This is a genomic window from Pseudomonas sp. NC02 (assembly GCF_002874965.1).
Lineage (GTDB): Bacteria > Pseudomonadota > Gammaproteobacteria > Pseudomonadales > Pseudomonadaceae > Aquipseudomonas.
Genome location: NZ_CP025624.1, coordinates 3,584,326 through 3,610,785, shown reverse-complemented (window position 1 = coordinate 3,610,785; position 26,460 = coordinate 3,584,326). Strand labels below are relative to the sequence as shown.

Genomic DNA, 26,460 nt, shown 5'->3' with positions numbered 1-26,460 from the left:
AGCTCTGGAGTCCTTCGGATTCGACCCATTGCGAGCCCTATGCCGTCGTTATTCAAACGCTCCCTGTTGCCCAAGCTGCGCGGTTTTCCCCTCACGCCCGACGCGATCGAGGTGCTGTCCGGCGCCGCCGAGTACCGCCGTTGCCTGCTGGAGAAAATTTCCCAGGCCACCCAGCGCATCTACATCGTAGCGTTGTACCTGCAGCAGGATGAGGCGGGGCAAGAGATCTACGACGCGTTGCACGCTGCCAAGGCCGCCCGGCCCGGGCTGGATATCGTGGTGGTGGTCGACTCGCTGCGGGCCCAGCGTGGTTTGATCGGCGCCGGCAAGCAGCCGGGCAACAGCGCCTGGTACCAGGCCATGACCGAGTCCCACAGCACCGAAGTGCCGGTGTATGGGGTGCCGGTGCAAACCCGCGAACTGTTCGGCGTGCTGCACCTCAAGGGCTTCGTGATCGATGACAGCGTGCTGTACAGCGGCGCCAGCCTGAATAACGTGTACCTGCACAAGTTCGACAAGTACCGCTATGACCGTTATCACCTGATCCACAACAAGGCGCTGGCCGACTCGATGCAGCACCTGGTGGAGCACGGCCTGGTGGCCGCCAAGGCGGTGCATCGCCTGGACCTGCCCAACCCACCGACCACTCGCAGCCTGCGCAACGACATCGGCGACCTGCGCAGCCGCCTGAAACACGCCGTGTATGACACCTCGGCGGGGCAGTTGCCCAACGGCAACCTGACGGTCAGTCCGTTGTTGGGCGTGTGCAAGAACAACCCCCTGAGCCGGGTGATCTGCGAGCTGATTGCCAGCGCCCAGCACCAGCTGACCATCTGTACGCCGTACTTCAACCTGCCGCTGCCGGTGACCCGGGAAATCAACCGCGCCCTGGCGCGCGGGGTGAAGATCGACATCATTGTCGGCGACAAGACCGCCAACGATTTCTACATCCCGCCGAGCGAGCCGTTCAAGGTCATCGCCGCGCTACCGTATCTCTACGAAATCAGCCTGCGTCGCTTCGCCAAGCGTCACCAGCGCATGATCGACAGCGGCCAGCTGAACCTGCACCTGTGGCGCGACGGCGACAACACCTACCACCTCAAGGGCATGTGGGTCGACCAGCGCTACACCTTGCTGACCGGCAATAACATCAACCCGCGGGCGTTTCGCCTCGACCTGGAAAACGCCTTGCTGATCGATGATCCGAAGGGGGAGTGGGTAGGGCCACGGCGCACCGAGCTTGCCGAGATTTTCCAGCACACCTCGCGTATTGAGCGCTACCAGCAGCTGGAAACCCTCGTGGAGTACCCGGCGGCAGTCGGCAAGTTCTTGCGCCGGGTCAGCCGGGTGCGGATCGAGCGTTTGCTGTATCGGATTTTGTAGGGCCCGTGACCTTGCAGGTTAATCCGGAATCGACCTGACAAGAATGTTGTCCAAGTCGTAGCGATGGGGTTCGCTGCCTGCACTTCTTGACCAGAGTCTGATTGAGATTGGGTGAGTGCCTCCGTCCTCTTTCACGTACGGAAGAGGGACAGTCAGGCGCGTCCAGCCGGGAGACGGTGGATGTGGCCCGTATGCTTGCTCCAAGCCTCCCGCCAACACGATGATGTCCGTTTCCGATAGGGTCCGGTATTCAAAGATCACTGTGTATTCAGTGCCCTTTATGAATGAGTAGGACTTGGAGATACCCATCTCATGAACCGCATCGGATGCATTGGTGAGGTAGAACTCGTGATCGTTCCCAGGCGTCCGTGGCTCAAGCTTTGCGGTGTCTGGGCGGTCCGGGTGCCAGCCATTCCAATTTCTGTCAGTAAATGTCGTCAAGTCATTCAGGTCGTCGCTCATGGTGCTTGTCTCCAGAAAAGGTAGGTGGCCTCAGCTAATGCTGTGGCCACGCGCTTTATCAGAGGCTTTTCAGGGATGGACGTCTACTGTCAGAAATAACAGGTAGCTCAACCTGGGGTGTTACCTGGTTGCCGTGCCGCCGGCCAGCACGCGATCAATAGCAGCAGCGCCGCCGCCACCAAGTAGGGCAGGCGAGGTTCGATCGCGTAGATCAAGGTCCCGGCCAACGGCCCGACCACCACGCCCAGGCCTTGGGCCGCACCCACCGAACCTGCCGTGGCGCCTTGCTCCGACGCATCCACCGCATTCGCCGCCAGCGCCGCGAAAGACGGGAAGATCCAGCCCATGCCGGCCGCGGACACAAAAAAGCACAGCCACAGGATCCAGGCCGTATCAGCGAACATGCTGCCGGCAAATCCCAGGGCTGACACCACCGCACCGATGCGAATCATCCGCAGCGGCGGCCACTCCAGTTTGCGCACTACCAGTTGCGAACAGATCAACGCCAGCCCGACCATGGTCAGGGCGATACCGGCAGTTTGTGCCGCATCGGCCGGGTTCATCTTCAAGCGATCCAACGCGAAAAAACCCACGGTTATCTGCGCGATCGACACACACAGCATCGCGACAAACGCCACCACCAACGGTCGACGCAGGCGTGGGTCCGAGAGGTTGACCGGCTTGGGCGGCTGCTTGAGGTGCAGCTCCTGGCGCGGCAATTTGGCCAGCAGCAACAAGAATCCCAACAGCGGTAACACCGCCATCGCATAAAACGGCAGGCTCAGGCTGTGACGCGCCAACAGCGCAGCAATCGCCGGGCCCAGCACCAGGCCGCAGGCGTTGGCGGCGCCCAGGGAAGCCATGGCCTTGGCGCGGTGCTCAGGCTCAATGTTGTCGGCCACCAGCGCATAGCCGCCCACCGGTATCGCAGCGTAGAACACGCCGATCAGGCCACGACCCAGAATCAGCCCGATAAACGCCAACATGGCCGATGGCAGCAGTTGCAGGGACGCATCGATAAACACGCACAGCGCCCAGTAGGCCAGGGTGAAACCACCGGTGCCCAGCAGCAGCACACGGCGCCGGCCCAGTCGGTCACTGGCCTGGCCCCATGGACGAGCCAGAAGCATCCAGATCACCCCGGACACGGTGACCGCCGCACCTGCCTGCCAGGTGGCCAGGCCAAGCACCCGAGCGATCGGGCCAATCAGCGAGACAAATGCCATCATCGCCATGGTGCAGGCCATGTTGGCCAACAGCAGCGGCCTCAGGTTGAATGGGCGGTCAGTGTGCAAAGTCGCGAGTGCAGCGTCTTGGGAGCTGTTCATCGGTTATCCAAGGGCAGGAGAAAAGGGCAGTCGTGCATCCACCATCACCAGCGGGCGGCCATGCACCTGTTCCAGGCGGCCACTCACACCATAGACGTTTTTCAGCAACGCCTGATTGATCACCACTTGCGGTGGCCCGGCAGCGGCCAACTGACCGTTGTGCAACACCACCACCTGATCACTGAAGCCCAGGGCGAGGTTGATGTCGTGCACCACCACCAGGGTGATCAGGTTGCGTTCGCGGGTGGCCTGGGTGATGGCTTCCACCACCTGGCACTGGTGATACAGGTCCAGGGCGCTGGTGGGTTCGTCCAGCAGCAACACCCGAGGCTGGCGCACCAGGGCCTGGGCCAGGCCCACCAGTTGGCGCTGGCCACCGGAAAGTGCATCGATCGGGCGGTCGGCGAGGGCGGTCAGGTCGAGGTCGGCGAGGATTTTTTCCACGCCCTTGAGCACCGTCGGGCTCGGCCGCCCAGGCGCAAAACCCGCGCCGCGATGGCCGGCCATGGCCGCACTCAGTACCGCTTCGAAGGCGCACAGGCGCGTACGCTCCGGCAGGCTCTGAGGCAGGTACACCACTTGTTGCGCGCGCTCGACTTGCGGCAGGCGATTGAGATCGACACCCTCCAGCCAGATCTGGCCGTGCGCCTTGTGCAGTCCGGCGATGCCACGCAACAAGGTCGACTTGCCGACAGCGTTGGGGCCGATCAGCGCGGTGATGGTGCCGGGCAGCAACGCCGGCAGATGAATGTCCTGCAGCACGCTGCGACTGCCGTAGTGCATGCTCAATGCTTGTGTGCTTAATCCGGTCACAGAGCACCTCGGCGGTTACGCATCACAATCGCCATGAAAAACGGAATTCCCACCAGTGCGGTGACAATCCCCACCGGAATCAACACGCCGGGCATCAATGCCTTGCTGGCAATCGACGCCATCGACAGGATCAAGCCACCGCTGAGCACGCTCGCTGGCAGGAACAAGCGGTGATCTTCACCCACCAACAGCCGCGCGATATGCGGAGCAATCAGCCCGATAAAACCGATAGTGCCGACAAACGAAACCGCCAGCGCCGACAACAGGCTGATGCGCAGCAACGACAGCACCCGCAGGCGGCCGACATCAATCCCGAAACTGCGGGCGCGTTCCTCGCCCAGGGTCAGGGCAGTCAACGCCCAACTCTGACGCAGGGAAAACGGCAGGCACAGCAGCAACGCCGCAGCGAGGATCGCGAGCTTTTCCCAGGACGCCCGGGCCAGGCTGCCCAGGGTCCAGAACACCAGTTGCTGAAGGCTGTCCTGGCTCGCCACAAACTGCAGCAGTGCCACCAGCGCATTGAACGCAAACACCAGGGCAATCCCGAACAGCACCAGGCTCTCCACACCAAACCCACGCCAGCGTGCCAACAGATACAGCAATGCCACCGATGCCAGTGCGAACAGAAAGGCGTTGGCCGAAATCAGGTACTGCGCCGGCACGCCAGGAATGCCCATCCCGAGCACAATGGCCAGGGCTGCACCGAAGGCGGCGGCGGCGGAAACGCCGAGGGTGAACGGGCTGGCCAGCGGGTTATCCAGCACCGTCTGCATTTCGGCGCCGGCCAGGGCCAGTGCCGCGCCCACCAGTACCGCCATCAACGCGTAAGGCAGGCGCACATTCCATACGATCACCGCCTCCACTCGCGGCATCGAAGCCGGGTCCCACAGCACTTGCAACAGGCGCGTCAGGCTCATGCCGGAAGGCCCGGTGGTGATGTCCACCGCCAGGGAAACCACCAATGCCAACGCCAGCGCCGACAACAGCAATACCCGTCGTCCATGGCGGTGGCGATAGCGCTCACCTGCGCCATCGGCGCTCGCACAGGCTTGCACCTGCGTCACGGCACAAGGCTCGTGGTGAATACGCCGCTGGCCGGAATTGGCATAAAGCGCCGGTACAATTCGGCTCGGGTCTGTTCCGGATCCAGGTCGGCGAACAACTCAGGATGCAGCCACTTGGCCAGGGCCTGCACTGCGATCAAGTGTTCCGGCGAGTCATAGAAAATATGCCAGAGGCCATGCACGTTGCCTTCACGTACCGCCCGCAGTTCATTCAGCGGCGCGCGCTGGGACACTTGCTTGAGGCTGTCGTTGGCCTGCTGCGGCGTGGCCGAATAGCCGAGGGTCACACCGCCCTGGCCGTGGCCGAATACGCCGGTGGCGACGTACACATCCGGATCGCTGGACAGAATGTATTCGACGTTCAATGTGCCGATCGGGCCGGGAATGCGCCCGTCGGCGATGTTCCGGCCACCCGCGAGCTTGATCATTTCCCCGAAGTTGCCGGTGCCCGGCGAACCACAGCAATCCTGCAGGCCGGCGAGCATGTCGATGAAGATCTTCGGCCGTTTTACCGTCCCGGCCTTGGCCAGGGTATCGGTGACCTTGGCCAGCGAGGCCTGGTAAAACGCGATGTAGTCCTCGGCTTGTTGATTACGGTCCAGAGCCTTGCCCAGCAGGCGCATGCTCGGCACCGTGTTGCTCAGCGGATGGTCGCTGAAGTCGACGAAAATCACCGCCACGCCGGCCGCTTCCAGCTGCTTGACCGCCTCGCTGTCGGGGCTCGGGCCATGGCCGCCGCTCAAGGCCATGATCGCCAGGTCCGGGTGTACCGCCAGGGCCTTTTCCACACTGAAGGTTTCGGCGGAGGTGCCGCCTACCAACGGTACGTTGTCGGCTTCGGGAAAGTGCTTCTGGAACGCGGCGTAACCCTGCACGTCCAGGCCGCGAAAATCCCCTTGCCAGCCGGCGATGCGGGTAAACGGGTTCTTGCCTTCAAGGAGCGACAGCGAGTAGATCATCCGGCCTTCACCCAGCAGGATATGCGAGACCTTGTCCGGTACGTCGACCTTGCGCCCCGCCAGGTCGGTGACGGTGTGGGCGCAGGCCAGGCCGCTCATTAACAGGCCAAGACCGAGCAGCAGGCCGCGTTGCAACAACAGAGGGTGTTTCATGAACAATTTCCTTGAACAGTTGGGCGCACGTGGCGGACGCGTTTGCGCCACCACAACAACAGCCCGGTGAGATAGAGCAGCGGCAATGCCAGGCCGCAAAGAAAGGCCAGGGCCGCGCCGGGCAACCCGAGCAACAGGTGGCCGTGGGCGGCGGAGAACAGCGGTTTGATCGCGGCGGGGTTGGCGAAGAACCAGTCGGGCCGGGCCAGCCAGGCGCCGCTGCCGGCAATCACCGCCAACGGCAGGCACAGCCAGGCGGCTGCGACGTTGTGCCATTCCCGCAGGCGGCGCAGGCCCTGGCTGCCCGGGCGCAAGCTGGCGGCTTTCCACCAGCTGCGCCGCCCCGGCCACCACAGGTACAGGCCGCTGCCCACCGAGCCCAGCAGCACCAGGCCACAGGCAAACAGGGCGACGGCGCCAATGGGCGGCGGCAACAGCAGTGCCCGGTGCAGCGCCACCAGCTTCGCCAGCCACAGGTCATCGAACACAAAAAATGCCCGTGGCTCGGCACTGTAGGGATCGATCATCGCAATGCCGATGCCGGGCCGATCCTCCAGGGCTCCGAAGACGATCGCGTTGTCCGATTCCAGGAAACCCTGGCGCGGTTTTGCGGCGCCAAAGACTTTCTGAAATTGCGGGTAGGCACCCAGTGCCGCGCTGATCCACTGCGCGTCATCCAGCAGTGCGCCGTGTTCAACCGGAGCCAGGTCCAAGGCCTGGCTGCCGACCTCCCAGCGCAGGATCGGCCCCTTGAGTTCCAGCAGCGCACCGCTCAAGCCAATCAGCGCCAGCAGCAGGCCGACGCTCAGCGCCAGCCATCGATGCACACGAAGCCACCACCCACGCATGGCAGTTACCAGCGATAGCGCAGGCTGGCGATGACACTGCGGTCATACCCGGCACTGCAGCTGGAGAGGGAGCAGCCTTCGTAATAGTGCTTGTCGGTCAGGTTGGTGGCATTCACCGCCAGGCGCAGGCCCTTGGCCGCCGGGATCAGCTTGTCGAAATCGTAGTGCACCGCCGCGTCGAGCAAGGTGTAGGAGGGCACGCTCACAGTGTTGGCAGCATCGGCCTCGGTGGAACCGATATAGCGTACGCCGACGCCAAATCCGAGCCCGGTGAGCGGGCCAAAGGGCAGGGTGTAGTCAGCCCACAACGACGCCATTTTTTCCGGGGTGTCGGTGGGGCGGTTGCCTTTTTCCAGCGGGTTGTTGCTCTTGCTGACTTCGGCGTCGTTGTAGGTCAGGGTTGCCAGCAGGTCCAGGCCCTTGGCGAGGCTGGCCTTGCCTTCCAGCTCCACGCCGCGCACGTTGACCTCACCGGTCTGCACGCTGTTCAGCGGGTTGCTCGGGTCGGTGGTCTTGACGTTCTGCTGGGTCAGGTCGAACAGCGACAGGGTGATGTAGCTGTCGATCCCGGGCGGCTGGTACTTGATGCCGACTTCCGACTGCTTGGCGGTGCTCGGTTTGAAGCTGGTGCCGTAGAAATCAGTGCCGAGCACCGGGTCGAACGAGGTGGCGTAGCTGATGTACGGCGACAGGCCGTTGTCGGCCAGGTAAACGAGGCCTGCACGGTAGGTGAACTTGTTGTCGTCCTGCTTCTGCCCGGTGTCGGTCAGGCGGTTGTCGGTGCGCGCACTCGAATGATCCTGGCGACCGCCGACGGTCAGTACCCAACGGTCGTTGAACGTCATCTGCTGCTGGGCGTAGAGCCCGGTCTGGTCGGCGCGCTGCAAGGTGCTGGCGAACGGGGTGTTCGGCGCGAACACACCCCCGTGCACCGGGTTGTAGATGTCGATCGACGATGCCGCGCCGCCGTTGAGGTAATAGTCTTCACGGGTGCGCCGGTAATCGACCCCCAGCAGCGACACCATCTGCACCTCGCCAAGGTTCCAGCGGGCCTGGGCATTGTTGTCCAGGGAGTACACGTCGCCGACGATGCGGAAGCGGTAGGCCGACCGGTTCAAGGTGCGCAGGTCCGGCGCCAGGGACATGCCGCTGGCGGTGTTGGTCAGCAGGTTGACGTGGCCATAACGTGCGCTGGAATTCAGGCTCCACACATCGTTGATCCGGTGCTCCAACAGGTAGCCCAGCGAGTATTGCGTGCGGCCGTTGTCCAGGCCGGGTTCGTCGAGAAAGACGTTGTGTTTGACCTTGCCATTCGGGTTCGGCTTGAGCGTGCCCACCGTCGGCAGGAACACCCGGGGCGCGCCGAATTCATCCTCCGAGTAATCGGCCAGTACGGTCAGGCTGGTGTCGTCGTTCGGCCGCCAGGTAAACGACGGCGCGATGAAGGTTTTGTCGTCCTTGATGTGATCGAACTGGGTGCCGCTGCTGCGCTCCAGGCCCACCAGCCGATAGAGGAATTGCCTCTGGTCATCCAGTGGCCCGCTGAAGTCGAACTGGCCCTGGGCGCGGTCGAAACTGCCGCCCTGGAGCTGCACTTCATGGAACGACTGGTCCAGTGGCCGCTTGCTGATCTGGTTGACCACACCGCCCGGTGCGTTCTGGCCGAACAACACCGAGGCCGGGCCCTTGAGCACGTCGATGCGTTCCAGGCCATAGGCTTCGGCTTTTGGCCAGGCCTGGGTGGTGGTGCCACGTAAGCCGTCGCGCAACATGCCGGTGCTGGTCACGTCGAAGCCGCGAATCGAGAGGTTGTCGAAGCGCTGGCTGGCGGCGGTAGTGTTGGCCTGCACGCCGGCCGTGTAGCGCAACGCTTCGCTCACCGATTGCACTTGCTGCGCGTCCATCTGGTCGCGGGTCACTACGGAGATCGACTGGGGGATTTCATTGAGCGCGGTGTCGGTCTTGGTCCCGCTGAGGCTACGCTTGGCCACGTAGCCGGCCTGTTGTCCGGTGGGGCTGTCGGCTTGGGTCCCGGTGACCACGCTGCTGTCGAGCACCAGGGCGTGATCGGTGTCCGCCTCGGCGGCCTGCACAAGGTTCATCTGGGTCAGCGACAGGCCCAGGGCAACGCCATGGATCAGGGTTGCCAAGGGCTTGCGACTGGTTTTCAAGTGCGGGACTGCGGTATCGATTGGCAAACCTGGGGTGTCTCGGTACAGAACGCGGGTGCCCATGCTTCACTCCATGATGAGGTGTTCAATGCGAATGCAAACGTATCTCATCCAGGCGTTGTGACGCAGGGCTATTGCTTTGGGTCGAGCGATCATTTCTTTCGTTTGCGGGGCAGGGCGGAACTTTCACAACCCGTCAGCGCAACGCCTTGGGCGAAACCCCGAAACGCTTGCGAAACGCCGTGGAGAAATGCGCCGGGCTGTAACCCACGCGGTACGCGGCGCTGGACACATTGGTCTCACCGCTGGCGAGCAGGCGATAGGCTTCGGCCAGGCGCTGTTCCTGCAAGTACACATAGACACTGGTGCCGAATACCTGACGAAAGCCCGCGGTCAATTTGCGCGGGTTGAGGCCGACTGCGCGAGACAGCTCGGCCAATGACGGCGAAGCCTGCAACGAACCGAGCAACAGGTCGCGGGCGGCATGAATGCGTTCGATGTCCGCTGAGTTGCAATGGGCGTCCTGCACCGGGCGCGACTCGGTTTGCGCGAGAATTCCCTCCACCCCCAGCGCTGTCAGCTCCAGGGCCTTGCCGCCCAGATAGAAGGAGCGGGCAGGGCCCTGCAACGGGCAGGTGAAAATCTGTTGGGCAAGGGCGAGCAACGGTTTGCTCGCGGGCTGGCAGAACATCATCGGCCCGCCGCCGCGTTTATCCAGCAGGCGCTCAGGCTCAAGGCCGACGCTGCGGATCGACGGGAAATCCAGCTGCACGGTGGTGTAGCGCACCGGCACACCACTGGCGAACAGGTGATCGCCACAATGTTCACCCTGGTTGGCCACGGCGCACAGGGTCGGCCCGCGAATCTCCACTTCCTGCTGGCCTTCGACCCGGCAATTGAGCTGGCCGCTGAGCACCAGGATGATCTTCAAACCTTGCCACAGCGGCTCTTGCATCCACATCTGGCTGTCCATCAACACAGTCCCGGCGGACAGGGTGATTTCCGGCACGACGGTGGCGGCACCCGTGTTCAAAGTGTTGGGAAAATTGAGGGTGAAATCCCTTTGGGTCGGTAGCGGCGCAGCGTGTGGGCTGAGCATGGCGGACTCCCTGTGAACCGGAAAAGAGGGGCATACGCTAGCAGGAAATTTCTTACCTGTAATTAAGAATGATTATCCTTTAGCCGAAAGCCCGGACCACGCCTCATCGCTGCAGGCCGCAGAAACTCACGCTGTAGCGCAATCAAAAGAAAAAGCCGCGCAAACGAATGTCCTGCCGGTTGCCGTGCTGCGGCTTTTGCCTATTAATAATCACTCTCATTTCCGCAGCCCTTGGCGACTCATGGATGAACCGCTCAATGACCCATTCTCCCTAGCCCTTTTCACCCTTGCCCCGCAGGCCTTTTGTTCACGGCATCGGCCCCTTATTGCCGAAAAAAACTCTGGAGACCCCATGACTATCATTGACGACTGCCCCGATTGGCCCGAAGCGTTTGCCCAACGCTATCGCGACGCAGGCTATTGGCGCGACGAGACCTTTGGCGACCTGCTACGCAACGCCGCCCGCACCTTTGGCGAGCGTGAAGCGATCACCGATGGAACGCTGCGGGTGAGCTATCGCCAACTGGATCAACGGGTCGATCAACTGGCCGGCGGGTTCTCCCGGCTGGGGTTGGTGGCAGGGGACAACGTGGTGGTGCAACTGCCGAACTGCGTGGGTTTTGTCGAAGTGTGCTTCGCCCTGTATCGCCTCGGCGTACGGCCAATCTTTGCGTTACCGGCCCATCGTCATCTGGAAATCGGCCGCTTCTGCGAGTTTGCCCAGGCCAGGGCATACCTCTGCGCTGACGTCACGGCAGGTTTTGATTATCGGGGCATGGCCCGTGGCTTGAAGGCGGCCCATGGCGACCTTGCGTGGGTGATCGTGGCCGGTGAGGCTGAAGAATTCATCGCGCTCGAAGACCTTTATCTGGACGACCCGCAGCCAACCTTTTCTGCGCCGCCCGCGGATGCCGTCGCGTGTTTCCAGTTGTCCGGTGGCTCCACCGGCGTGCCGAAACTGATCCCGCGTCGCCACAATGAATACCTCTACAACGTGCGGACCAGCGCCGAACGTTGCGGCCTGACCGACGCCACGGTGTACCTCGCCGCGCTGCCCATGGCCCATAACTTTCCCATGTGCTGCCCGGGGTTCATGGGCACCTTGCTGATGGGCGGCCGTGTGGTGCTGAGCGGCTCGCCAAGCGCCGAAACCTGCTTCGCCCTGATCGAGCATGAACGCGTGACCCATACCGCGCTGGTGCCGCCACTGGTGCTGGTCTGGCTGGATGCCGCCCAGGCGCGCGGGCAGGGCCTGCCAGGATTGCAACTGCTGCAAGTCGGCGGCGCCAAACTGAGCTTCGAGGCTGCCCGCCGCGTGGAACCCACCCTCGGCTGCCGCTTGCAGCAAGTGTTCGGCATGGCCGAGGGGCTGATTTGCTATACCGACCCCAACGACCCACCGCAACGAGTCCTGCACACCCAGGGCAAACCCATGTCCCCGGGCGACGAAATCCGGGTGGTGGACGACAACGAACAGGACGTGATACAGGGCCAGGTCGGCCAATTGCTGACCCGTGGTCCGTACACGATTCGCGGTTACTACCGCCACCCTGCGCACAACGCCCAGGCGTTTACCACTGACGGTTTCTACCGCACCGGCGACCGGGTAATGCTCACCGACGACGGCTACCTGATGGTCGAAGGTCGCGACAAGGACGTGATCAACCGTGGCGGCGAAAAGATCGCCGCCGAAGAAGTCGAAAACCTCCTGCTCAGCCATCCTGCCGTCGCCGATGTGGCCTTGGTGGCGATGCCGGACGCCTACCTCGGCGAACGCACCTGCGCCTTCGTGATTCCCCGTGGCACGGCACCGCGCCCGCCGGAACTGCTGCGCCATCTGCGTGAGCAAGGGTTGGCGGCCTTCAAGCTGCCGGACCGCTTCGAATTTATCCCCGGTTTCCCGCAAACCGGCGTGGGCAAGGTCAGCCGCAAGCACCTGCGGGAGGCTATCCAGCAGCTGTATTTCGGGGCAAAACAACCTGAGGGAAGCGCCGCCCGTGGCTGATCAAGACTCGCTGCGTGAACTGCTCGCGCCTGTACGTGGCCGGTTGATCTGCGCCATGCTGCTGCAAGCCCTGGCGACCCTGATCGGCCTGCTGCCGTTGATCGCGGTGGCGGAGTTGGCGCCGTCGTTGCTGGACGGAAAACTCGATCTGCACGATGGGTTCTGGTGGTTGTTGGCCGGTGCGGGCGCTTTGCTGTTGCGCATGCTCGGGCTGGCTGCCGCCTTGCAGATGACCCACCTGGCCGACAGCGACCTGCAACGCCAGGTTCGCCAACGGCTGGCCGCGCATTTGGCGCGGGTTCCGCTGGCTTGGTTCAGCGCCCGTGGTGGGCAAAAAGTCGACCGTGTTTTGCTCGACGACGTCGGTGCGCTGCATCAACTGGTGGCGCACTTGCCAAACAACCTCGCCGCCGCATTGGTGGCGCCCCTGGCGTGCCTGTTGTACCTGCTGACGGTAAGTGTGCCGATGACCGTTGTGGTGCTGCTGCCTCCAGCGCTGGCGCTGTGGCGACTGCGAGCCTTGCGCTCCCAGGCTTATCGGGATGACCAGAAGGCACTGGGCGCCGCGCTGGGCAACCTGTCCCTGGCCACCCAGCAGTTTGTGCAGAGCATCGCCATGGTCAAGTCATTCGGCCGGGCCGATCGGGTGCAGTCAAAGTTCTTCGGTGCGGTGGAACGTTTCGCCAGTTTCTTTTCCTGCTGGGCCCAACGCTGGGCCGGGCTTGGGGCGAGTGTCGAGGTGCTGCTTTCGCCGTTGCTGGTGCTGGCCCTGGTGCTGTTGGGCGGTGCGTCGCTGGTGGCTGGCGGTTGGCTGATGCCGGTGCAACTGCTGCCGTTCCTGCTGCTGGGGCCGGCCCTGGCAGCGCCGGTCGCGGCCGTCGGGCATGGTGCGGATGCACTGGTGCAGGGCCGCATGGCCGCCAGCCGTATCGCCACCGTGCTCAACAGCGCGACGTTGACGCAACCTCGCGAATCCCGCGAGCCCAAGGGCCGCCAGGTGAGCTTTGAAGGCGTGGACTTTCGCTACCCCGACGGCACGCAGGTGCTGCATGACATTGACCTGGATCTACCGCCCGGCACGCTGACCGCATTGGTGGGCGACTCGGGCGCCGGCAAATCCACCCTGGCCACTTTGCTTGCGCGCTTTGCCGATGTGAGTGCCGGGGCGATCCGCATCGGCGACGTCGACCTGCGGGACATGCACAGCGCCACCTTGTATCGCCAGGTCGCCTTTGTGTTCCAGGATGTGCGCCTGCTGCGCACCAGCGTCCTCGACAACCTGCGCCTGGCGCGCCCCGACGCCACGCAAATCGAGGTGGAAGCCGCCGCCCGGGCCGCGCAGATTCACCAGCGCATCCTCGCGCTGCCCCAGGGGTATCACACCGTCCTCGGAGCCGGCGTGCAACTGTCCGGCGGTGAAGTGCAACGCCTGGGCATTGCCCGGGCGATGCTCAGTGAAGCGCCGATCCTGATTCTCGATGAAGCCACCGCCGCCAGTGATCCTGAATCCGAAGCCGCGATCCAGCAGGCGCTGTCTCGCCTGGCCCGTGCCCGCACGGTGCTGGTAATCGCCCACCGCTTGAGCAGCATCCAGGACGCCGACCAGATCGTCGTGCTGCAAGGCGGGCGGATTGTCGAGCGCGGTACGCATCACGGCTTGCTGGACCAGCAGGGCACTTACGCCGGGCTGTGGGCCGCTGAGCAGTTTTCGGCGGCCGCACTGAAGAGGGCACGGGCATGATTCGCGCGCTGTTACGCAGCCTGCAACCCCGTGAAGCCGGCTTGTTGCGGCGTGCGCTGATGGCGATGGCGTTGAGTGCGTTGGCCCAGGGCGCAGCGTTGGCGTTGTTGCCGATGGCCTTTGCCCAGTGGTTCGGCAACACCACGCCTTGGGCCTGGGCCATCGGTTTCACCGGCATGGCCTTGTTGTGCCTCTGGCTGCGCCGGTATGCCCAGCTGGCGGGCTATCGCGCCGGTGCCGAAGCAGCCCAGGCGTTGAACCGACGCATTGGTGACAAGCTGGTGCAACTGCCGCTGGAATGGTTTGTGGAGCGGCGCAGCGCTGAACTGAATCGCCTGGTGACTCACACCGTGCTGCAAATCATGAGCACCCCGGCGCACCTTTTGCAGCCAATGGCCAATGCGCTGTTGACGCCTTTGGCACTCCTGCTGGCGCTGTTTTTCTACGACCGCTCCATGGCGTTGGCGGCACTGGCCGCGTTGCCGTTGCTGGTGCTGGTGTACCACTGGGGCGTGCGCTGGGGCGGGCAAGCTGAAGCACTGAGCGAAGCCGCAGCCAATGAAGCGGCGGCCCGGGTGATGGAGTTTCTGCGCCAGCAACCGTTGCTGCGCTCCAGCGGGCGCACCGAGCAAGGTTTCGACCTGCTCACCGAGGCCCTGGCCCAGCAGCAACAGGCACAGCGTCACGCCCACTGGCGCACTTTTCCCGCCGCGCTGGGTTTGGCGGTGGTGTTGCAGGCCGGCTACAGCGCCATCCTGTTATGCGGCCTGTATGCCGTATTGGGTGGCACCCTCGATGCGGCGAAGTTCCTGGCGCTGGCGATTCTCGCCACCTGCCTGGTGGAGCCAATGGGCGCGCTGGTCAACCTCGGTACCACGTTGCGCCAGACCCGCCACGGCTTGAATCGCCTGCGCCACCTGCTGCAGATGCCGGGGTTGCCTGAGCCTCTCGAACCCCAACCTGCCCTGGGTTACGACGTGCAAGTGCGGGACGTAGGACTGGTCCGCCAGGGCCAGGCGATCTTGCAAGGCATCGACTTCACGTTGCAGGAGCGTTCGCTGAACCTGGTGGTGGGGGCGTCCGGCTCCGGCAAGTCCAGCCTGTTGCGCCTGCTGGCGCGCTTCAGCGATGTAAGCAGTGGCGCGATTCACCTCGGCGGTGTCGACCTGCGGCAACTGTCGGCCCTGGCCCGAGATACCCAGGTCGCCTTGATGTTCCAGGACAGCCCGCTGTTGCCGGGCAGCCTGCTGGACAACCTGCTGCTGGGCCGCCCCGACGCCAGCGAAGAGCAATGGCAGCACGCCGCCCGCGCCACCGGCCTCGACCGCCTCGCCGAGCGCCTGCCCCAGGGCTGGCACACCGTGCTGGGCGAGCAGGGCGTCAGCCTGTCCGGCGGCGAGCGCCAATGCCTGGCGTTGTCGCGGGTGTTGCTCAAGGACGCGTCGCTGATCCTGCTGGACGAGCCGACCGCCGCCCTCGATGCCATCAGCGAGGCGCGGGTCAATCGGACCCTGTTGCAACTGGCCCGCCGGCACACGGTGGTGCTGGTCACCCACAAACCGACCTTGGCGCCCCATGCCGACCAGATTCTGCTGCTCGACCACGGCCAGTTGGCCCAGGTCGGCCGCCATGACGCGTTGATGGCCACGCCCGGCCGTTACCGCGAGTTGTTCCACGAGCGCGAAGCGATCAATCGCTGGCGCTTGCGCCCAGACCCTACCGTTCCCCAAAGGACCGTCCCCCATGACCGATAACCCATCACTGGCATGCGTTCATCCTGCACCCGGCGGCCTCGCACACAGCCCCGAGGCGCTGTGCGCCGGTGTCGCGCAGTTGCTCGACTATGCCCCCCAGGACCTGGAGCCCGATGCCTCGCTGATCGAGCAGGGCCTGGACTCGGTGAGCATGATGCGCCTGCCGGCCTTGCTCGCCCGCGAAGGTGTGCAGGTGAGCTTTGCCGAACTGATTGAGCAGCCGACCCTTGAGGCCTGGTGGTTGCTGATCGACCGCCGTCGCGGGCAGGCGACGCACCTCAAGCCCGTCGCCGCCGACAACGATTTCGCCCTCACACCGTTGCAGCAGGCTTATTGGTTTGGTCGCGACCCGGCCATGCCGCTGGGGGGCGTTGGCTGTCACCTGTATCAGGAGCTGGACGGGTATCAGGTCGACGCTCAACGCCTGGAAAGCGCGGTGATGCGCCTGACTCACCGCCATCCCATGCTGCGCGCCTGTTTCCCGAACGCCACTTGCCAGCGCGTGCTGCCGACCAGCCCGTGGCCTGGGTTGACCGTGCATGAACGGCCGGATGAGTTGGCCTTGCGTGAGCGCCTGGCCCACCGCTGCCTGGATGTGCGCCAGGGCGAGGTGTTTGATGTGCAACTCAGCCGCTTGCCCGACGGCCGCAGCCGGGTGCACCTGAACATCGATTTGCTGGTGGCGGACGTCCTGAGTATCAGCGTACTGCTGCGGGATCTGGCGCTGATCTACAGCGGGCAAGAGGCGCAGCTGCCACGTCTGGAATGGGATTTTGCCCACTACCTGGGCGCCACCCGAACCAGCGATGCCGGCGCGCGGGACTACTGGCTGCAACGTCTGGATGACCTGCCCGACGGCCCGCAACTCCCCTTGGCACACGAGCCGCAATCCCTCGGCCCGCCGCGTTTTCGTCGCCTGGCGATGCGCCTCGGCCGCGCGCAGTTGCGAGCCCTGGAAGACCAGGCCCGCCAACACGGCCTGACCCTGGCCAGCGTGCTGTGCTGCGCCTATACCCAAGTGCTGGGCCGCTGGAGCGCCAGCCAGCATTTCCTGTTGAACGTGCCGCTGTTCAACCGCCAGGAGCTGCACCCCTGCGTCCCGCATCTGCTGGCGGATTTTTCCAACCTGGTGCTGCTGGAGATCGACCAGCGCCAGGCGGGTTCTTTCGCGCAGCAGGCGCAAGTCCTGCAACGCCAACTGCACCGCGACATCGCCCACAGCGCCTGGCCTGGTGTGGAAGTGCTGCGTGAGTTGTCCCGCACCCGGCAAGGCGGCGCCCCCGTAGTGTTTGCCTGCAACCTTGGCGAAGCGTTTGTCGACGCCACTTGCCGGCAGCACCTGGGCGAACCGGGCTGGGCCTTGTCGCAAACGCCCCAAGTGTGGCTTGACCACCAGAGCTATCCGCTGCCCGATGGCCTGTTGCTCAACTGGGACGGGGTAGATGCGCTGTTCCCCGAAGGCCTGCTGGACGAAATGTTCACCGCCTATGGCGACCTGCTGGCGTGGCTGTGTACCGGTGACTGGCGCCAACCCGCGCCGCTGCCGTTGCCCCAAGGCCAGCAAGAGGTCCGTGCAGCGGTCAACCACACGCCCTGGGCCTATGACAAAGGCTTGCTGCACGATGGCTTTTTCCAACAGGCGCAGGTGCACCCGCAGCGGGTGGCATTGATCACCGAGGACGCTGAGTTGAGTTACGCCGAGCTGGCGGCCCAGGCCCTGCAAGTGGCAGGTGCCCTGCGCCAGTGGGGGATTGAACCGGGTGATACGGTGGCGATCACCTTGCCCAAAGGCCAGGCGCAAATCGTTGCGGTGCTCGGCATATTGGCGGCGGGCGCGGTGTATGTGCCGGTGGGTATCGAACAGCCGGCAGCCCGTCGCGACATGATCTATCAACGCGCCGGAGCCAAGGTGGTGATCACCGATACGGCCCACCGTGATCGCGGTGTATGGCTGGCGGACTTGCAAGTGGTGGACCTGGCCCAGGCGCGTTCGGCCAGGGCCCTGAAACAACCGATCGAGGTGGCGCCGGACGCACTGGCCTATGTGATTTTTACCTCTGGCACTACCGGCGAACCCAAGGGCGTCGAGGTTTCCCACCAGGCGGCGCTGAACACCGTCGCCGCGATCAACCGGCGTTATCAGGTGGGCGCGGATGACCGTGTGCTCGGGGTTTCCGCCCTCGATTTCGACCTGTCGGTGTACGACCTGTTTGGCCTGCTGAGTGTCGGTGGCGCCGTGGTGCTGCCAGCGGATGCGCGGCGCAAGGAGCCGTCCGAATGGTTGCGGCTGATCCGCCAGCAGCGCGTGACCCTGTGGAACTCGGTACCGGCGTTGCTCGACATGCTGACCCTCAAGGCCCGCGAGCCGAATGCCCTGAGCGGATTACGCCTGGCGATGGTCTCGGGTGACTGGGTCGGGCTGGACCTGCCACGCCGCCTGCGATTGGCAGCCGGCGAAAGCGCCCGGTTCGCCGCTCTCGGCGGCGCCACTGAAGCGGCCATCTGGTCCAACGTCCAGGACGTCGACGAAGTGCCGGCTCACTGGCTCTCGATTCCCTACGGCAAACCCCTGGATAACCAAAGCTTTCGAGTCGTCGACAGCCAGGGCCGCGATTGCCCGGACTGGGTGGCGGGGGAGTTGTGGATCGGCGGCGCCGGGGTTGCCCAGGGCTATCGTGGCCTGCCGCATCTCAGCGCCCAACGCTTCGTCGAGCACGCCGGGCAACGCTGGTACCGCACCGGCGATCAGGGCCGTTATTGGCCCGACGGCAGCCTCGAATTTCTCGGGCGTATGGACCAGCAGGTCAAGGTCCGTGGCTTCCGCATCGAACTCAGTGAGATCGACGTGGCCCTGGAACGCCATCCGGCCGTCAGTCGTGCCGTCACCCTGGTGTTGCCCGGGGCCAACCCGCAGTTGGCAGCAACCCTGATGGGCGACGCGCTGCCGGATGCCGAAGCCATGCGCCAGTGGCTCTGCCAATGGTTGCCGGAACACATGTTGCCGGACCACTGGCTGAACCTCACCGAACTGCCCCTGAGCGCCAACGGCAAGGTCGACCGCGCCGCACTGCTGTGGCTGGTGCAGGAGCAACGCCAGGGCGCCAGACCCGAGCATGAAGACGCGCCTCAAGGCGAAGCCGAACAACTGTTGGCCGGGCTCTGGCGCGAATTGCTCGACATTCCCCTGGTGGGACGCAACCAGGGCTTTTTCGCCCTCGGCGGCAACAGTCTGTTGGCCGCTCGCCTGATCGAACGTATCGCCCGACAGTTCGACGTCGAACTGTCGCTGAAGGACTTTTTCAACGCGGCCACCGTCGCCCGCCAGGCCCAATGGCTTGTCGCCCGACGAGAACAGGACCACGTCAACCGGAACGCAATGGTGGAGGGTGCGCTATGACACTGCAGCAACTGCAACAGGACCTCGAAGCACTGGGTGTGGAACTCTGGGAAGAGCAGGGCCGCCTGCGCTACCGGGCGCCCGCCGGGGTGATGGATGAAGGCCGCCTGCAACAATTGCGCGAACACAAGGACGCGTTGTTGCAGCAATTGATGGAACCGGTGATGCCCACCGTCTCGGCCGACCTGGTTGCCCGCAGCGAACCGTTTCCGCTGACCGACGTGCAGGCCGCTTACCTGATGGGCCGCACCCAGGCATTCAGCTACGGCGGGGTGGCGTGCCACGGTTACCTGGAATTTGAACTCAGGGAACTGGACCCGGCGCGCCTGGAGCAGGCATGGAACCATCTGATTGCGCGTCACGACATGCTGCGGGCGGTGGTGCTGGAAGACGGCTACCAACAAATCCTGCCCCAGGTGCCGCATTACCTGATCGCCCGGCATGACCTGCGCGAAGACGACGGCCGTGCACTGGCCGCTCTGCGCGAACGCATGGAAATTCGCCTGGCGTCGCCCCAGCAGTGGCCGCTGATCGAGTTGTGCGTCAGCCAGGGCCGTGAACATGCGCGCCTGCATCTCTCAGTGGATCTGCTGGTGTGCGACTACCAGAGCGTGCGCATGCTGTTGGCCGAGTTGCAGCAGGTCTATCGTGGCGAAGCCTTGCCGCCGGCGGCGCCCATCAGTTTTCGCGACTACGTACTGGGCGAGCGCCGGTTGCGGGAACAGCCGCGTTACCAGCGTGACCGCCAGTACTGGTGGGCGCGGGTCGACAGCCTGCCCGGTGCTCCGGAATTGCCCATGCAGGGCGCTCCCAGCGGACCGCGTTTCGAGCGCCGCGCCCTGAACCTGGAGGCCCGGGATTTCAACGCCCTGCGCCTGAATGCAGCGGCGGCCGGCGTGGGTGCGTCGGCGGCGATTCTTTCCTGCTATGCCGAAACCCTGGGGCGCTGGAGCCGCAAGGGGCATTTCTGCTTGAGCCTGACCTTGCTCAATCGCCTGTCGCTGCACCCGCAGGTCGATCGGCTGGTGGGGGATTTCAGCTCGGTGGAATTGCTGGAAGTCCAGACCCTGCAAGGCGGCAGCTTTGGTGAACGCAGCCAGCAGTTGCAGGAGCGACTGTGGCAAGACATGGACCACCGCCTGTGTTCCGGCATTGAAGTACTGCGCGAACTGGCGCGGCGCAAAGGCCGTGATGCGGCCTTGATGCCCTATGCCTTCACCAGCACCCTGGGCGCCGGTGGCGAAAGTGGCGGCGGGGCATTTATGCCCGGCGCAGAACTGGTGCACGGCATCAGCCAGACCCCGCAAGTGTTGATTGATTGCCAGGTCAGCGAGCGCGACAACGGCCTGTTCATCAATTGGGACATTCGCCAGGGCGTGTTCAATGAGGCCATGCTGGAAGCGATGTTCGACACCTTCGAACGTCTGCTCAAGCGCTTGGCGCGGGAGCCTTCGGCCTGGACCCTGGACGATTGCCTTGAACTGCCGGCACCCCAGCGACTGGTGCGGGAGTTGATCAACCAGACGGCGCAGCCGATTCCCCCAGGCTTGCTGCATGAACCGTTCTTTCGCCAGGCCCGGGCGCAACCCCAACGTGTCGCCCTGATCCAGGGCGCGCGACAGCTCACTTACGCGCAACTCGCCGCCCGTGCCGAGGCGATTGCCGAGCAGTTACTGGATGGCGGTTGCCAGCCCGGCGAGCGGGTCGCGGTATGCATGGAAAAAGGCATCGACCAGGTGGTCGGTGTACTCGGGATCTTGCGGGCCGGCGCGGCGTACCTGCCGCTGGACACTAATCAGCCGATGGCGCGGCGCGCGTTGATTCTTGAGAACGCCGAGGTCAGCCGGGTGCTCAGCCAGTCGTGGTTGAGCGAGGACGTGGCCTGGCCCGCCCAGGTGACCCAGTGCATACCCGTTGATCAGGCCGCAGCCAGTGCCGGACGTGAACTGCCGGCGCCGCAGGTGACACCGCAACAACTTGCCTACGTGATCTACACCTCCGGCTCCACCGGGATTCCGAAGGGTGTGATGATCAGTCACCAGGCGGCCCTCAACACGGTGGTGGATATCAATCAGCGCTTCGCCATCGGCGCCGAAGACCGGGTACTCGCCTTGGCCAGCCTGGGCTTCGACCTCTCGGTGTACGACATCTTCGGCCTGCTGGCCGTAGGTGGCGCCCTGGTGTTGCCCGACGCCGGACGCCGCGCCGACCCGTCCCACTGGGCCGAGTGCGCCCGCGAGCACGGTGTGACCCTGTGGAACTCGGTGCCCGCGCAGTTGCAGATGCTTGCCCATTACCTGCAAGCCGTGCCGGCCGCGGCACCTCAGAGCCTGCGCCTGGCCTTGCTGTCCGGCGACTGGATCCCGCTGAACCTGCCCGCCGAAATCGCTGCGTTGTTGCCTGAGCTGCAACTGATCAGCCTGGGCGGCGCCACAGAAGCGGCGATCTGGTCGATTGCCTATCCAATCACCGAGGTGGACGCACAATGGCGCAGCATTCCCTACGGCGCGCCGCTGGCCAATCAACGCTTCATGGTGCTCGACGAACAAGGCCGCGATCGCCCGCAAGGCGTTGCCGGTGAGCTGTTCATCGCCGGCACGGGGTTGGCGATGGGGTACCTGGGGGACGCGGAGAAAACCGCCGAGCGTTTTATCGAGCATGCCCACAGCGGCGAGCGGCTGTACCGCACCGGCGACCTGGGGCGCTACCTTGAAAGCGGGTTGATTGAGTTCCTTGGCCGTGAGGATTTCCAGGTCAAGGTTCGCGGGCATCGCATCGAGTTGGCGGAAGTCGAAAGTGCCTTGCTCAGTCATCCTCATGTCGAATCGGCCGTGGTGGTCGCTGCGGGCGAGGGCGCGTTCGAGCGGCGTTTGCAGGCCTGCGTGCGCGGGACTTTGCGTGATACTCCATTGCCTTGGCCGACCCGGTTGGCACCCAACGCCTTGGCGGCGGCCAACGGCGTGAAAGGCCAACTGACGGAAGCGCTGATTACGCAGATGTCCGATTGCGTCGAGCGTGCCGCGTTGCTCTCCATGGGCCTGGCCCTGCAACGCCCGGGGCTGTTTGATCAACCGGGCGTCGAGCACGACCTGGCCCAGATCATGAGCCTGTGCGAAGTGGCGCCACGCAACGAACGGCTGATCCGCCGCTGGCTGCAAGCGCTGCATCGCGAACAACTGGTAGACCGCAACCCAGGCACCGGCGCCTATTCGTCACTGCGGGTCTCGGGTGCTGAATACCGTCAGCTGTGGCAGCGCATCGAGGCGCTGGAACCGAGTGTGGGCTGGGGCGGTGAAGTGCTGCGCTACCTGCGGGAAAGCCAGGAGCAATTGCCTGCCCTGATGAGCGACCGGCTCGACCCGTTGCACTTGCTGTTTCCCGAAGGCCGTACCGACACCGCCGAAGGCGCCTATCGCAAGAACCTGATCAGCCAGTACCTGAACCAGGCGGTGTGTGCGGCGGTGCAGGAAATCGCCGCACTGCAACCGGCGGGCTGGCGTCTGCAGTTGCTGGAAATCGGCGCAGGCGTGGGCGGCACCAGTGCCGACCTGATTCCGGCCCTGGACGGCTTGGCGGTGGACTACCAGTTCACCGACCTGTCGCAGTTTTTCCTCAACGAAGCGCGGGAGCATTTCGTCGAGTTTCCGTGGGTCAGCTACGGGCTGTTTGACCTGAACCTCGACCACTGGGCCCAAGGCATCGCCGCCAACTCCCTGGATGTGATTCTGTGTGCCAACGTGCTGCACAACTCGCGGCATGCCAGCCAGGTACTCGCCCGGCTGCGGGAAATGCTCGCCCCCGGCGGCTGGCTGATCTTTATCGAAGCCACCCGCGACACCTACCAGATCATGGCGTCCATGGAGTTCAAGGAGGGCCTGACCGCGTTCGAGGATTTCCGCGCCGAGCAGGACACCACGTTCATCCGCCGCGAGCAGTGGCAGCAACTGTTGCAGGAAGCCGGCGCGCAGACGCCGCTGTGCATGCCGGCAGCTGACGATGCGATGTCACAGATCGGCCAGCACCTGTTCATCACGCGCTTCAAGACCGAGCGCCAGACCCTTGAGCCGGAGGCGTTGCGCGCGCATCTGGGCCAGCGCCTGCCGGATTACATGGTACCCACCGAGTGGCGGGTACTGGATGAAATGCCGCTGACGGTCAACGGCAAAGTCGACCGCCAGGCGTTGGCCAACCTCGGCATGGCCCAGGCCACGCAACAGGCCAACAGCGGGGCTGCACCGCTGGATGCGCTGGAGCGCAGTATCGCAGAGGTCTGGCAAACCCTGTTGCGGGTGCCCAGTGTGGGCCGTGAACAGGGCTTCTTTGAGTTGGGCGGTGATTCATTGCTGGTGGCGCAGGTGGTTGGTCGCCTGCGGGAAAGCCTGCCCCAGGCCCGTAATGTGCCCTGGGGGGATTTGCTGCGCCAGTTGATCAACCAGCCCACCGTTGCGGCCCTGGCGGATTACCTGCGGGGGCAGGGCAGCGAGAGCCTGTCGCCGCTGGTGCGGATTCGTGAGGAGGCGCAAGGCCCGGCGCGGATCTTTGTCCATGATGGCAGCGGCACCCTGGCACCGTATCGCGCGCTGTTTGCTGCACTCGGGGAAGAAGCGCCACTGGAGGGGCTGGTGCTCAATGATGTACCGGGTTACCTGGCTCTGGCACCGGCTACGGCGATTCGTGAACTGGCCGAGCGTTATGCCGACACCTTGCACGCCGAAGGCCGGCGCCAGGTGAGCATCGTCGGTTATTGCCTCGGCGGGTTGCTGGCGACGGAGCTGGCGTCATGCCTCGCGGCGAGGGACATCGAGGTGCTGCAACTGACAGTGATCAGCAGCTACCGCGTGCCGTTCATGATCGAGGATGACCTGCTGGCGGAGTACGTGTTCGCCCGCGTGATGCAGGCCGACCCGCACACCCTGGGTTACCCGGTGGATGAACAGGCGATGGAGCGGGCGATTGCCAAGGTGCTGCGCCAAACTCCGGGCCGCGTGCCCCAAGGTGCGTTGCTGGCGCTGCAGGATGAGCCCGACTGTGCCACGGCCCTGGCCTGCCTGCGGGCCCTGGCATCCAAGTCGGCAGATGAGCGCTTGCAGGTAATTGCAGACGCGATGCGCCACGCCGGCTCGCAACTGAGCGACCTGGACTGGCTGCGCGAGCAACTGCAGGTGCTGCGCCACAGCCTGGCCGCCGTCGCCTTGCATCAGGCCACGCCTTACGACGGTGACATGGTGTTTATCCGCCAGTGCGGTGAAGTCCAGGTACTGCCCGGCATGCACCGCGACATGAGCCAATACTGGCAGGCCCTGTGCCTTGGCGAATTGCAGGTGGTGGACGTGCCGGGCGACCACTTCAGCTGCATGCAGAGCCCCCAGGTCGAAGCCGTGGCCCGCGCGTTCGAACGGCTGGCGCAGGTGGCGGCGTGAGAGTCGGGATTATAGGCGGCTATGGGCATGTCGGTCGGCAGGTTGCGCGGGTGCTGGTCGGTCATTGCCGCTTGCGCCTGGGCGGTCGCGACCCTGGGCAAGGGCAGCGTTTTAACGACGGCGAGTTGAACGGGCAGGCCGAGATCCGTGAAGTGGACCTGTGGGACGCCCAAAGCCTGGCGGCGTTTTGCAGCGGCTGCGACCTGCTGATCAATTGCGCGGGCCCCAGCTACCAGGTGCTCGACCGGGTGGCGCTGGCCGCTTTGGCCAGTGGCGCCGATTACATCGATGTCGGCGGCGATGATCCGCTGCATCAGCTGCTGCCCGCTCAGTTGCCGCCGGGTCGTCGTGTGGTGTTATCAGCCGGCATGTTGCCCGGGCTGTCGGGGTTGTTTCCCAAGGTGCTTGCGGCGTCGTTCGAGCGCGTCGATGCCGTGCATTGCTATGCCGTCGGACTTGGGCGGTTGTCGACAACGGCGGCCGAGGACTTTCTATTGAGCCTCGGCAACGGCTATGGCCAGGCCTCGATGGGCTGGTGCGATGGCCGTGCAATCAAGTCCGCCGTACTCGTCGATGAACACTTCGAGCGGCCCTGGCTGGTGGGCGGTCCCGTAACGGCCCACCCGTATCTAACCACTGAGCAACAGCGCTTGTTTACTGACTTGCGGGTGCGCGAAGCCCAGGCCTACAACCTGTTCGACGGCGGCCACCTGCGGGCCGCACTCGGGCGCATTCAGGGCTCGCCACCGGCTCTGCGACACACGGCAGAGAACATTGCCGCCCTGGTACAGGCCAGTGCGCTGGACCTGGCAGGGCGCACGCCTTACCAGTTGCTCGCAGTCGAAATGGCAGGCCTGCAACACGGCGAACCGCAGCAGGCCACCGCCTGGTTGCGTGCCGCCGACGGCTCGGCGTTGACCGGCACAGTGGCGGCAATCTGCGCCCTGCAACTGGCCAAACTGCCCGAAGGCACGCACTACGCTGCCCAGGTGATGGACGCCGATGACTGCTTGCGCCAGGTGCTGCGCTGGTTGCCGCAGACCCGGATCCACGTCACCACTGAACTGGAGGAGGGCGTGTTATGAAGAAAATCCCCAGCCCATGGCTGCGACGTTACCCGCAGCATCAAACGCCGCGTTGCCGATTGGTCTGCCTGCCCCACGCCGGCGGCAGCGCGGGATTTTTCAGCGGTTGGCAGGCACTGTTGCCGGCTGACATCGAACTGGTCAGCGTGCAATACCCCGGCCGCGAAGAGCGCCTGAGTGAAACCTGGCCCGGCAGCCTGGAATGGATGGCGGGCACTATTACCCGGGCGCTGTGGGACCTGTCCGACCGGCCGCTGGTGCTGTTCGGCCACAGCATGGGTGCGGCGCTGGCCTATGAGGTGACGCGGCGCCTGAACCGCCAGGGCAAGGACCTGCAACGGCTGATCGTCTCCGCCCATCCGGCCCCTCACCGGCAACGTCACAGCCAATTGCACCAGGGCCCGGATGCCGGTCTGCTGGCGGATGTGCGGCGCCTGTCGGGTGGTGCGCCATCACCCCTGGACGAACCCGAGATGCAGGCACTTTACCTGCCCGCATTGCGCAATGATTACCGCCTGATCGAAAACTACTGCGGCGATATCAGCGAGCTGCTGGACGTGCCCGTGAGCGTATGCCTGGGCAGCACCGACCGCGAAGTCGATCGGGAGGAAGCCCATGCCTGGTCGGAAGTGACGCGCCAGGTCACCGACTTTCGAACCTTCAACGGCGGGCATTTTTACCTGCGCGACAGCCAGGCCGACCTGATCGAGCACCTGGAACTGTTGCTGGGCAGCCCCGCCGAACCGGCGTGGCAGTGCTGGCCGTCGACCCCATGACC

Annotated in this window: 16 protein-coding genes; 8 read left to right on the top strand and 8 right to left on the bottom strand. The window is 64.5% G+C overall.

The features are described 5' to 3' along the window. Positions 1-39 precede the first annotated feature (39 nt). Positions 40-1,383: a CDP-diacylglycerol--serine O-phosphatidyltransferase gene (gene pssA, locus C0058_RS17060; RefSeq protein ID WP_102369150.1), complete on the top strand. Its 1,344-nt coding sequence runs from the start codon at positions 40-42 to the stop codon at positions 1,381-1,383. An 18-nt stretch (positions 1,384-1,401) separates the two neighbouring features. Here the strand turns inward: pssA and C0058_RS17055 are convergent, their stop codons facing one another. The 8 genes from C0058_RS17055 to C0058_RS17020 form a co-directional block, all read right to left on the bottom strand. Next, the gene (locus C0058_RS17055; protein WP_008436193.1) at positions 1,402-1,845 is read right to left on the bottom strand and encodes a hypothetical protein; all 444 of its coding nucleotides are present in this window, start codon (positions 1,843-1,845) and stop codon (positions 1,402-1,404) included. A 107-nt stretch (positions 1,846-1,952) separates the two neighbouring features. Beyond that, a complete protein-coding gene (locus tag C0058_RS17050) occupies positions 1,953-3,173 on the bottom strand; it encodes an MFS transporter (RefSeq protein ID WP_003218442.1) in 1,221 nt (406 codons plus the stop codon). Positions 3,174-3,176: 3 nt separating this feature from the next. Further along, complete coding sequence (locus C0058_RS17045) at positions 3,177-3,956, bottom strand: ABC transporter ATP-binding protein (protein ID WP_102369149.1); 780 nt, start codon at positions 3,954-3,956, stop codon at positions 3,177-3,179. Between the two features lie 26 nt (positions 3,957-3,982). Next, positions 3,983-5,050, bottom strand: a complete 1,068-nt coding sequence (locus C0058_RS17040) for an iron ABC transporter permease (protein WP_023658859.1) — start codon at positions 5,048-5,050, stop codon at positions 3,983-3,985. Then, positions 5,047-6,162, bottom strand: coding sequence for an ABC transporter substrate-binding protein (locus C0058_RS17035; RefSeq protein WP_003218435.1), 1,116 nt, complete (start codon positions 6,160-6,162; stop codon positions 5,047-5,049). The genes C0058_RS17040 and C0058_RS17035 overlap by 4 nt, the downstream gene beginning before the upstream one ends. Next, complete coding sequence (locus C0058_RS17030) at positions 6,159-7,010, bottom strand: PepSY domain-containing protein (RefSeq protein WP_003218433.1); 852 nt, start codon at positions 7,008-7,010, stop codon at positions 6,159-6,161. The genes C0058_RS17035 and C0058_RS17030 overlap by 4 nt, the downstream gene beginning before the upstream one ends. A 5-nt stretch (positions 7,011-7,015) precedes the next feature. Then, entirely contained in the window at positions 7,016-9,244 is a 2,229-nt protein-coding gene (locus C0058_RS17025) for a TonB-dependent siderophore receptor (protein WP_003218431.1), read from the bottom strand. Between the two features lie 133 nt (positions 9,245-9,377). Next, positions 9,378-10,280 (bottom strand): AraC family transcriptional regulator, encoded by a 903-nt coding sequence (locus C0058_RS17020; protein WP_003218429.1) that lies wholly within the window; start codon positions 10,278-10,280, stop codon positions 9,378-9,380. A gap of 352 nt (positions 10,281-10,632) precedes the next feature. Between C0058_RS17020 and C0058_RS17015 the strand changes: the two genes are divergently transcribed. The 7 genes from C0058_RS17015 to C0058_RS16985 are packed head-to-tail and all read left to right on the top strand — an operon-like array spanning position 10,633 to position 26,458. Beyond that, positions 10,633-12,285 carry a (2,3-dihydroxybenzoyl)adenylate synthase gene (locus C0058_RS17015; protein ID WP_003218428.1) on the top strand — a complete coding sequence of 551 codons (1,653 nt, stop codon included), beginning with the start codon at positions 10,633-10,635 and terminating at the stop codon, positions 12,283-12,285. Then, a complete protein-coding gene (locus C0058_RS17010; RefSeq protein WP_003218426.1) occupies positions 12,278-14,026 on the top strand; it encodes an ABC transporter ATP-binding protein in 1,749 nt (582 codons plus the stop codon). Before C0058_RS17015 ends, C0058_RS17010 begins: the two co-directional genes overlap by 8 nt. Then, entirely contained in the window at positions 14,023-15,780 is a 1,758-nt protein-coding gene (locus C0058_RS17005) for an ABC transporter ATP-binding protein (RefSeq protein WP_003218423.1), read from the top strand. Before C0058_RS17010 ends, C0058_RS17005 begins: the two co-directional genes overlap by 4 nt. Beyond that, complete coding sequence (locus tag C0058_RS17000; protein WP_102369148.1) at positions 15,770-19,177, top strand: non-ribosomal peptide synthetase; 3,408 nt, start codon at positions 15,770-15,772, stop codon at positions 19,175-19,177. Before C0058_RS17005 ends, C0058_RS17000 begins: the two co-directional genes overlap by 11 nt. Then, positions 19,174-24,597, top strand: coding sequence for a non-ribosomal peptide synthetase (locus C0058_RS16995; protein WP_102369147.1), 5,424 nt, complete (start codon positions 19,174-19,176; stop codon positions 24,595-24,597). Before C0058_RS17000 ends, C0058_RS16995 begins: the two co-directional genes overlap by 4 nt. Further along, complete coding sequence (locus tag C0058_RS16990) at positions 24,594-25,682, top strand: saccharopine dehydrogenase NADP-binding domain-containing protein (protein ID WP_102369146.1); 1,089 nt, start codon at positions 24,594-24,596, stop codon at positions 25,680-25,682. The genes C0058_RS16995 and C0058_RS16990 overlap by 4 nt, the downstream gene beginning before the upstream one ends. Further along, positions 25,679-26,458: a thioesterase II family protein gene (locus C0058_RS16985; protein WP_003218418.1), complete on the top strand. Its 780-nt coding sequence runs from the start codon at positions 25,679-25,681 to the stop codon at positions 26,456-26,458. The genes C0058_RS16990 and C0058_RS16985 overlap by 4 nt, the downstream gene beginning before the upstream one ends. The last annotated feature ends 2 nt before the right edge of the window (positions 26,459-26,460 follow it).

Coding starts and splice junctions, on each gene's coding strand:
- pssA (WP_102369150.1), top strand. CDS start 40: ATGCCGTCGTTATTCAAACGCTCCCTGTTGCCCAAGCTGCGCGGTTTT.
- C0058_RS17055 (WP_008436193.1), bottom strand. CDS start 1,845: ATGAGCGACGACCTGAATGACTTGACGACATTTACTGACAGAAATTGG.
- C0058_RS17050 (WP_003218442.1), bottom strand. CDS start 3,173: ATGAACAGCTCCCAAGACGCTGCACTCGCGACTTTGCACACTGACCGC.
- C0058_RS17045 (WP_102369149.1), bottom strand. CDS start 3,956: ATGCACTACGGCAGTCGCAGCGTGCTGCAGGACATTCATCTGCCGGCG.
- C0058_RS17035 (WP_003218435.1), bottom strand. CDS start 6,162: ATGAAACACCCTCTGTTGTTGCAACGCGGCCTGCTGCTCGGTCTTGGC.
- C0058_RS17030 (WP_003218433.1), bottom strand. CDS start 7,010: ATGCGTGGGTGGTGGCTTCGTGTGCATCGATGGCTGGCGCTGAGCGTC.
- C0058_RS17025 (WP_003218431.1), bottom strand. CDS start 9,244: ATGGGCACCCGCGTTCTGTACCGAGACACCCCAGGTTTGCCAATCGAT.
- C0058_RS17020 (WP_003218429.1), bottom strand. CDS start 10,280: ATGCTCAGCCCACACGCTGCGCCGCTACCGACCCAAAGGGATTTCACC.
- C0058_RS17015 (WP_003218428.1), top strand. CDS start 10,633: ATGACTATCATTGACGACTGCCCCGATTGGCCCGAAGCGTTTGCCCAA.
- C0058_RS17005 (WP_003218423.1), top strand. CDS start 14,023: ATGATTCGCGCGCTGTTACGCAGCCTGCAACCCCGTGAAGCCGGCTTG.
- C0058_RS17000 (WP_102369148.1), top strand. CDS start 15,770: ATGACCGATAACCCATCACTGGCATGCGTTCATCCTGCACCCGGCGGC.
- C0058_RS16995 (WP_102369147.1), top strand. CDS start 19,174: ATGACACTGCAGCAACTGCAACAGGACCTCGAAGCACTGGGTGTGGAA.
- C0058_RS16985 (WP_003218418.1), top strand. CDS start 25,679: ATGAAGAAAATCCCCAGCCCATGGCTGCGACGTTACCCGCAGCATCAA.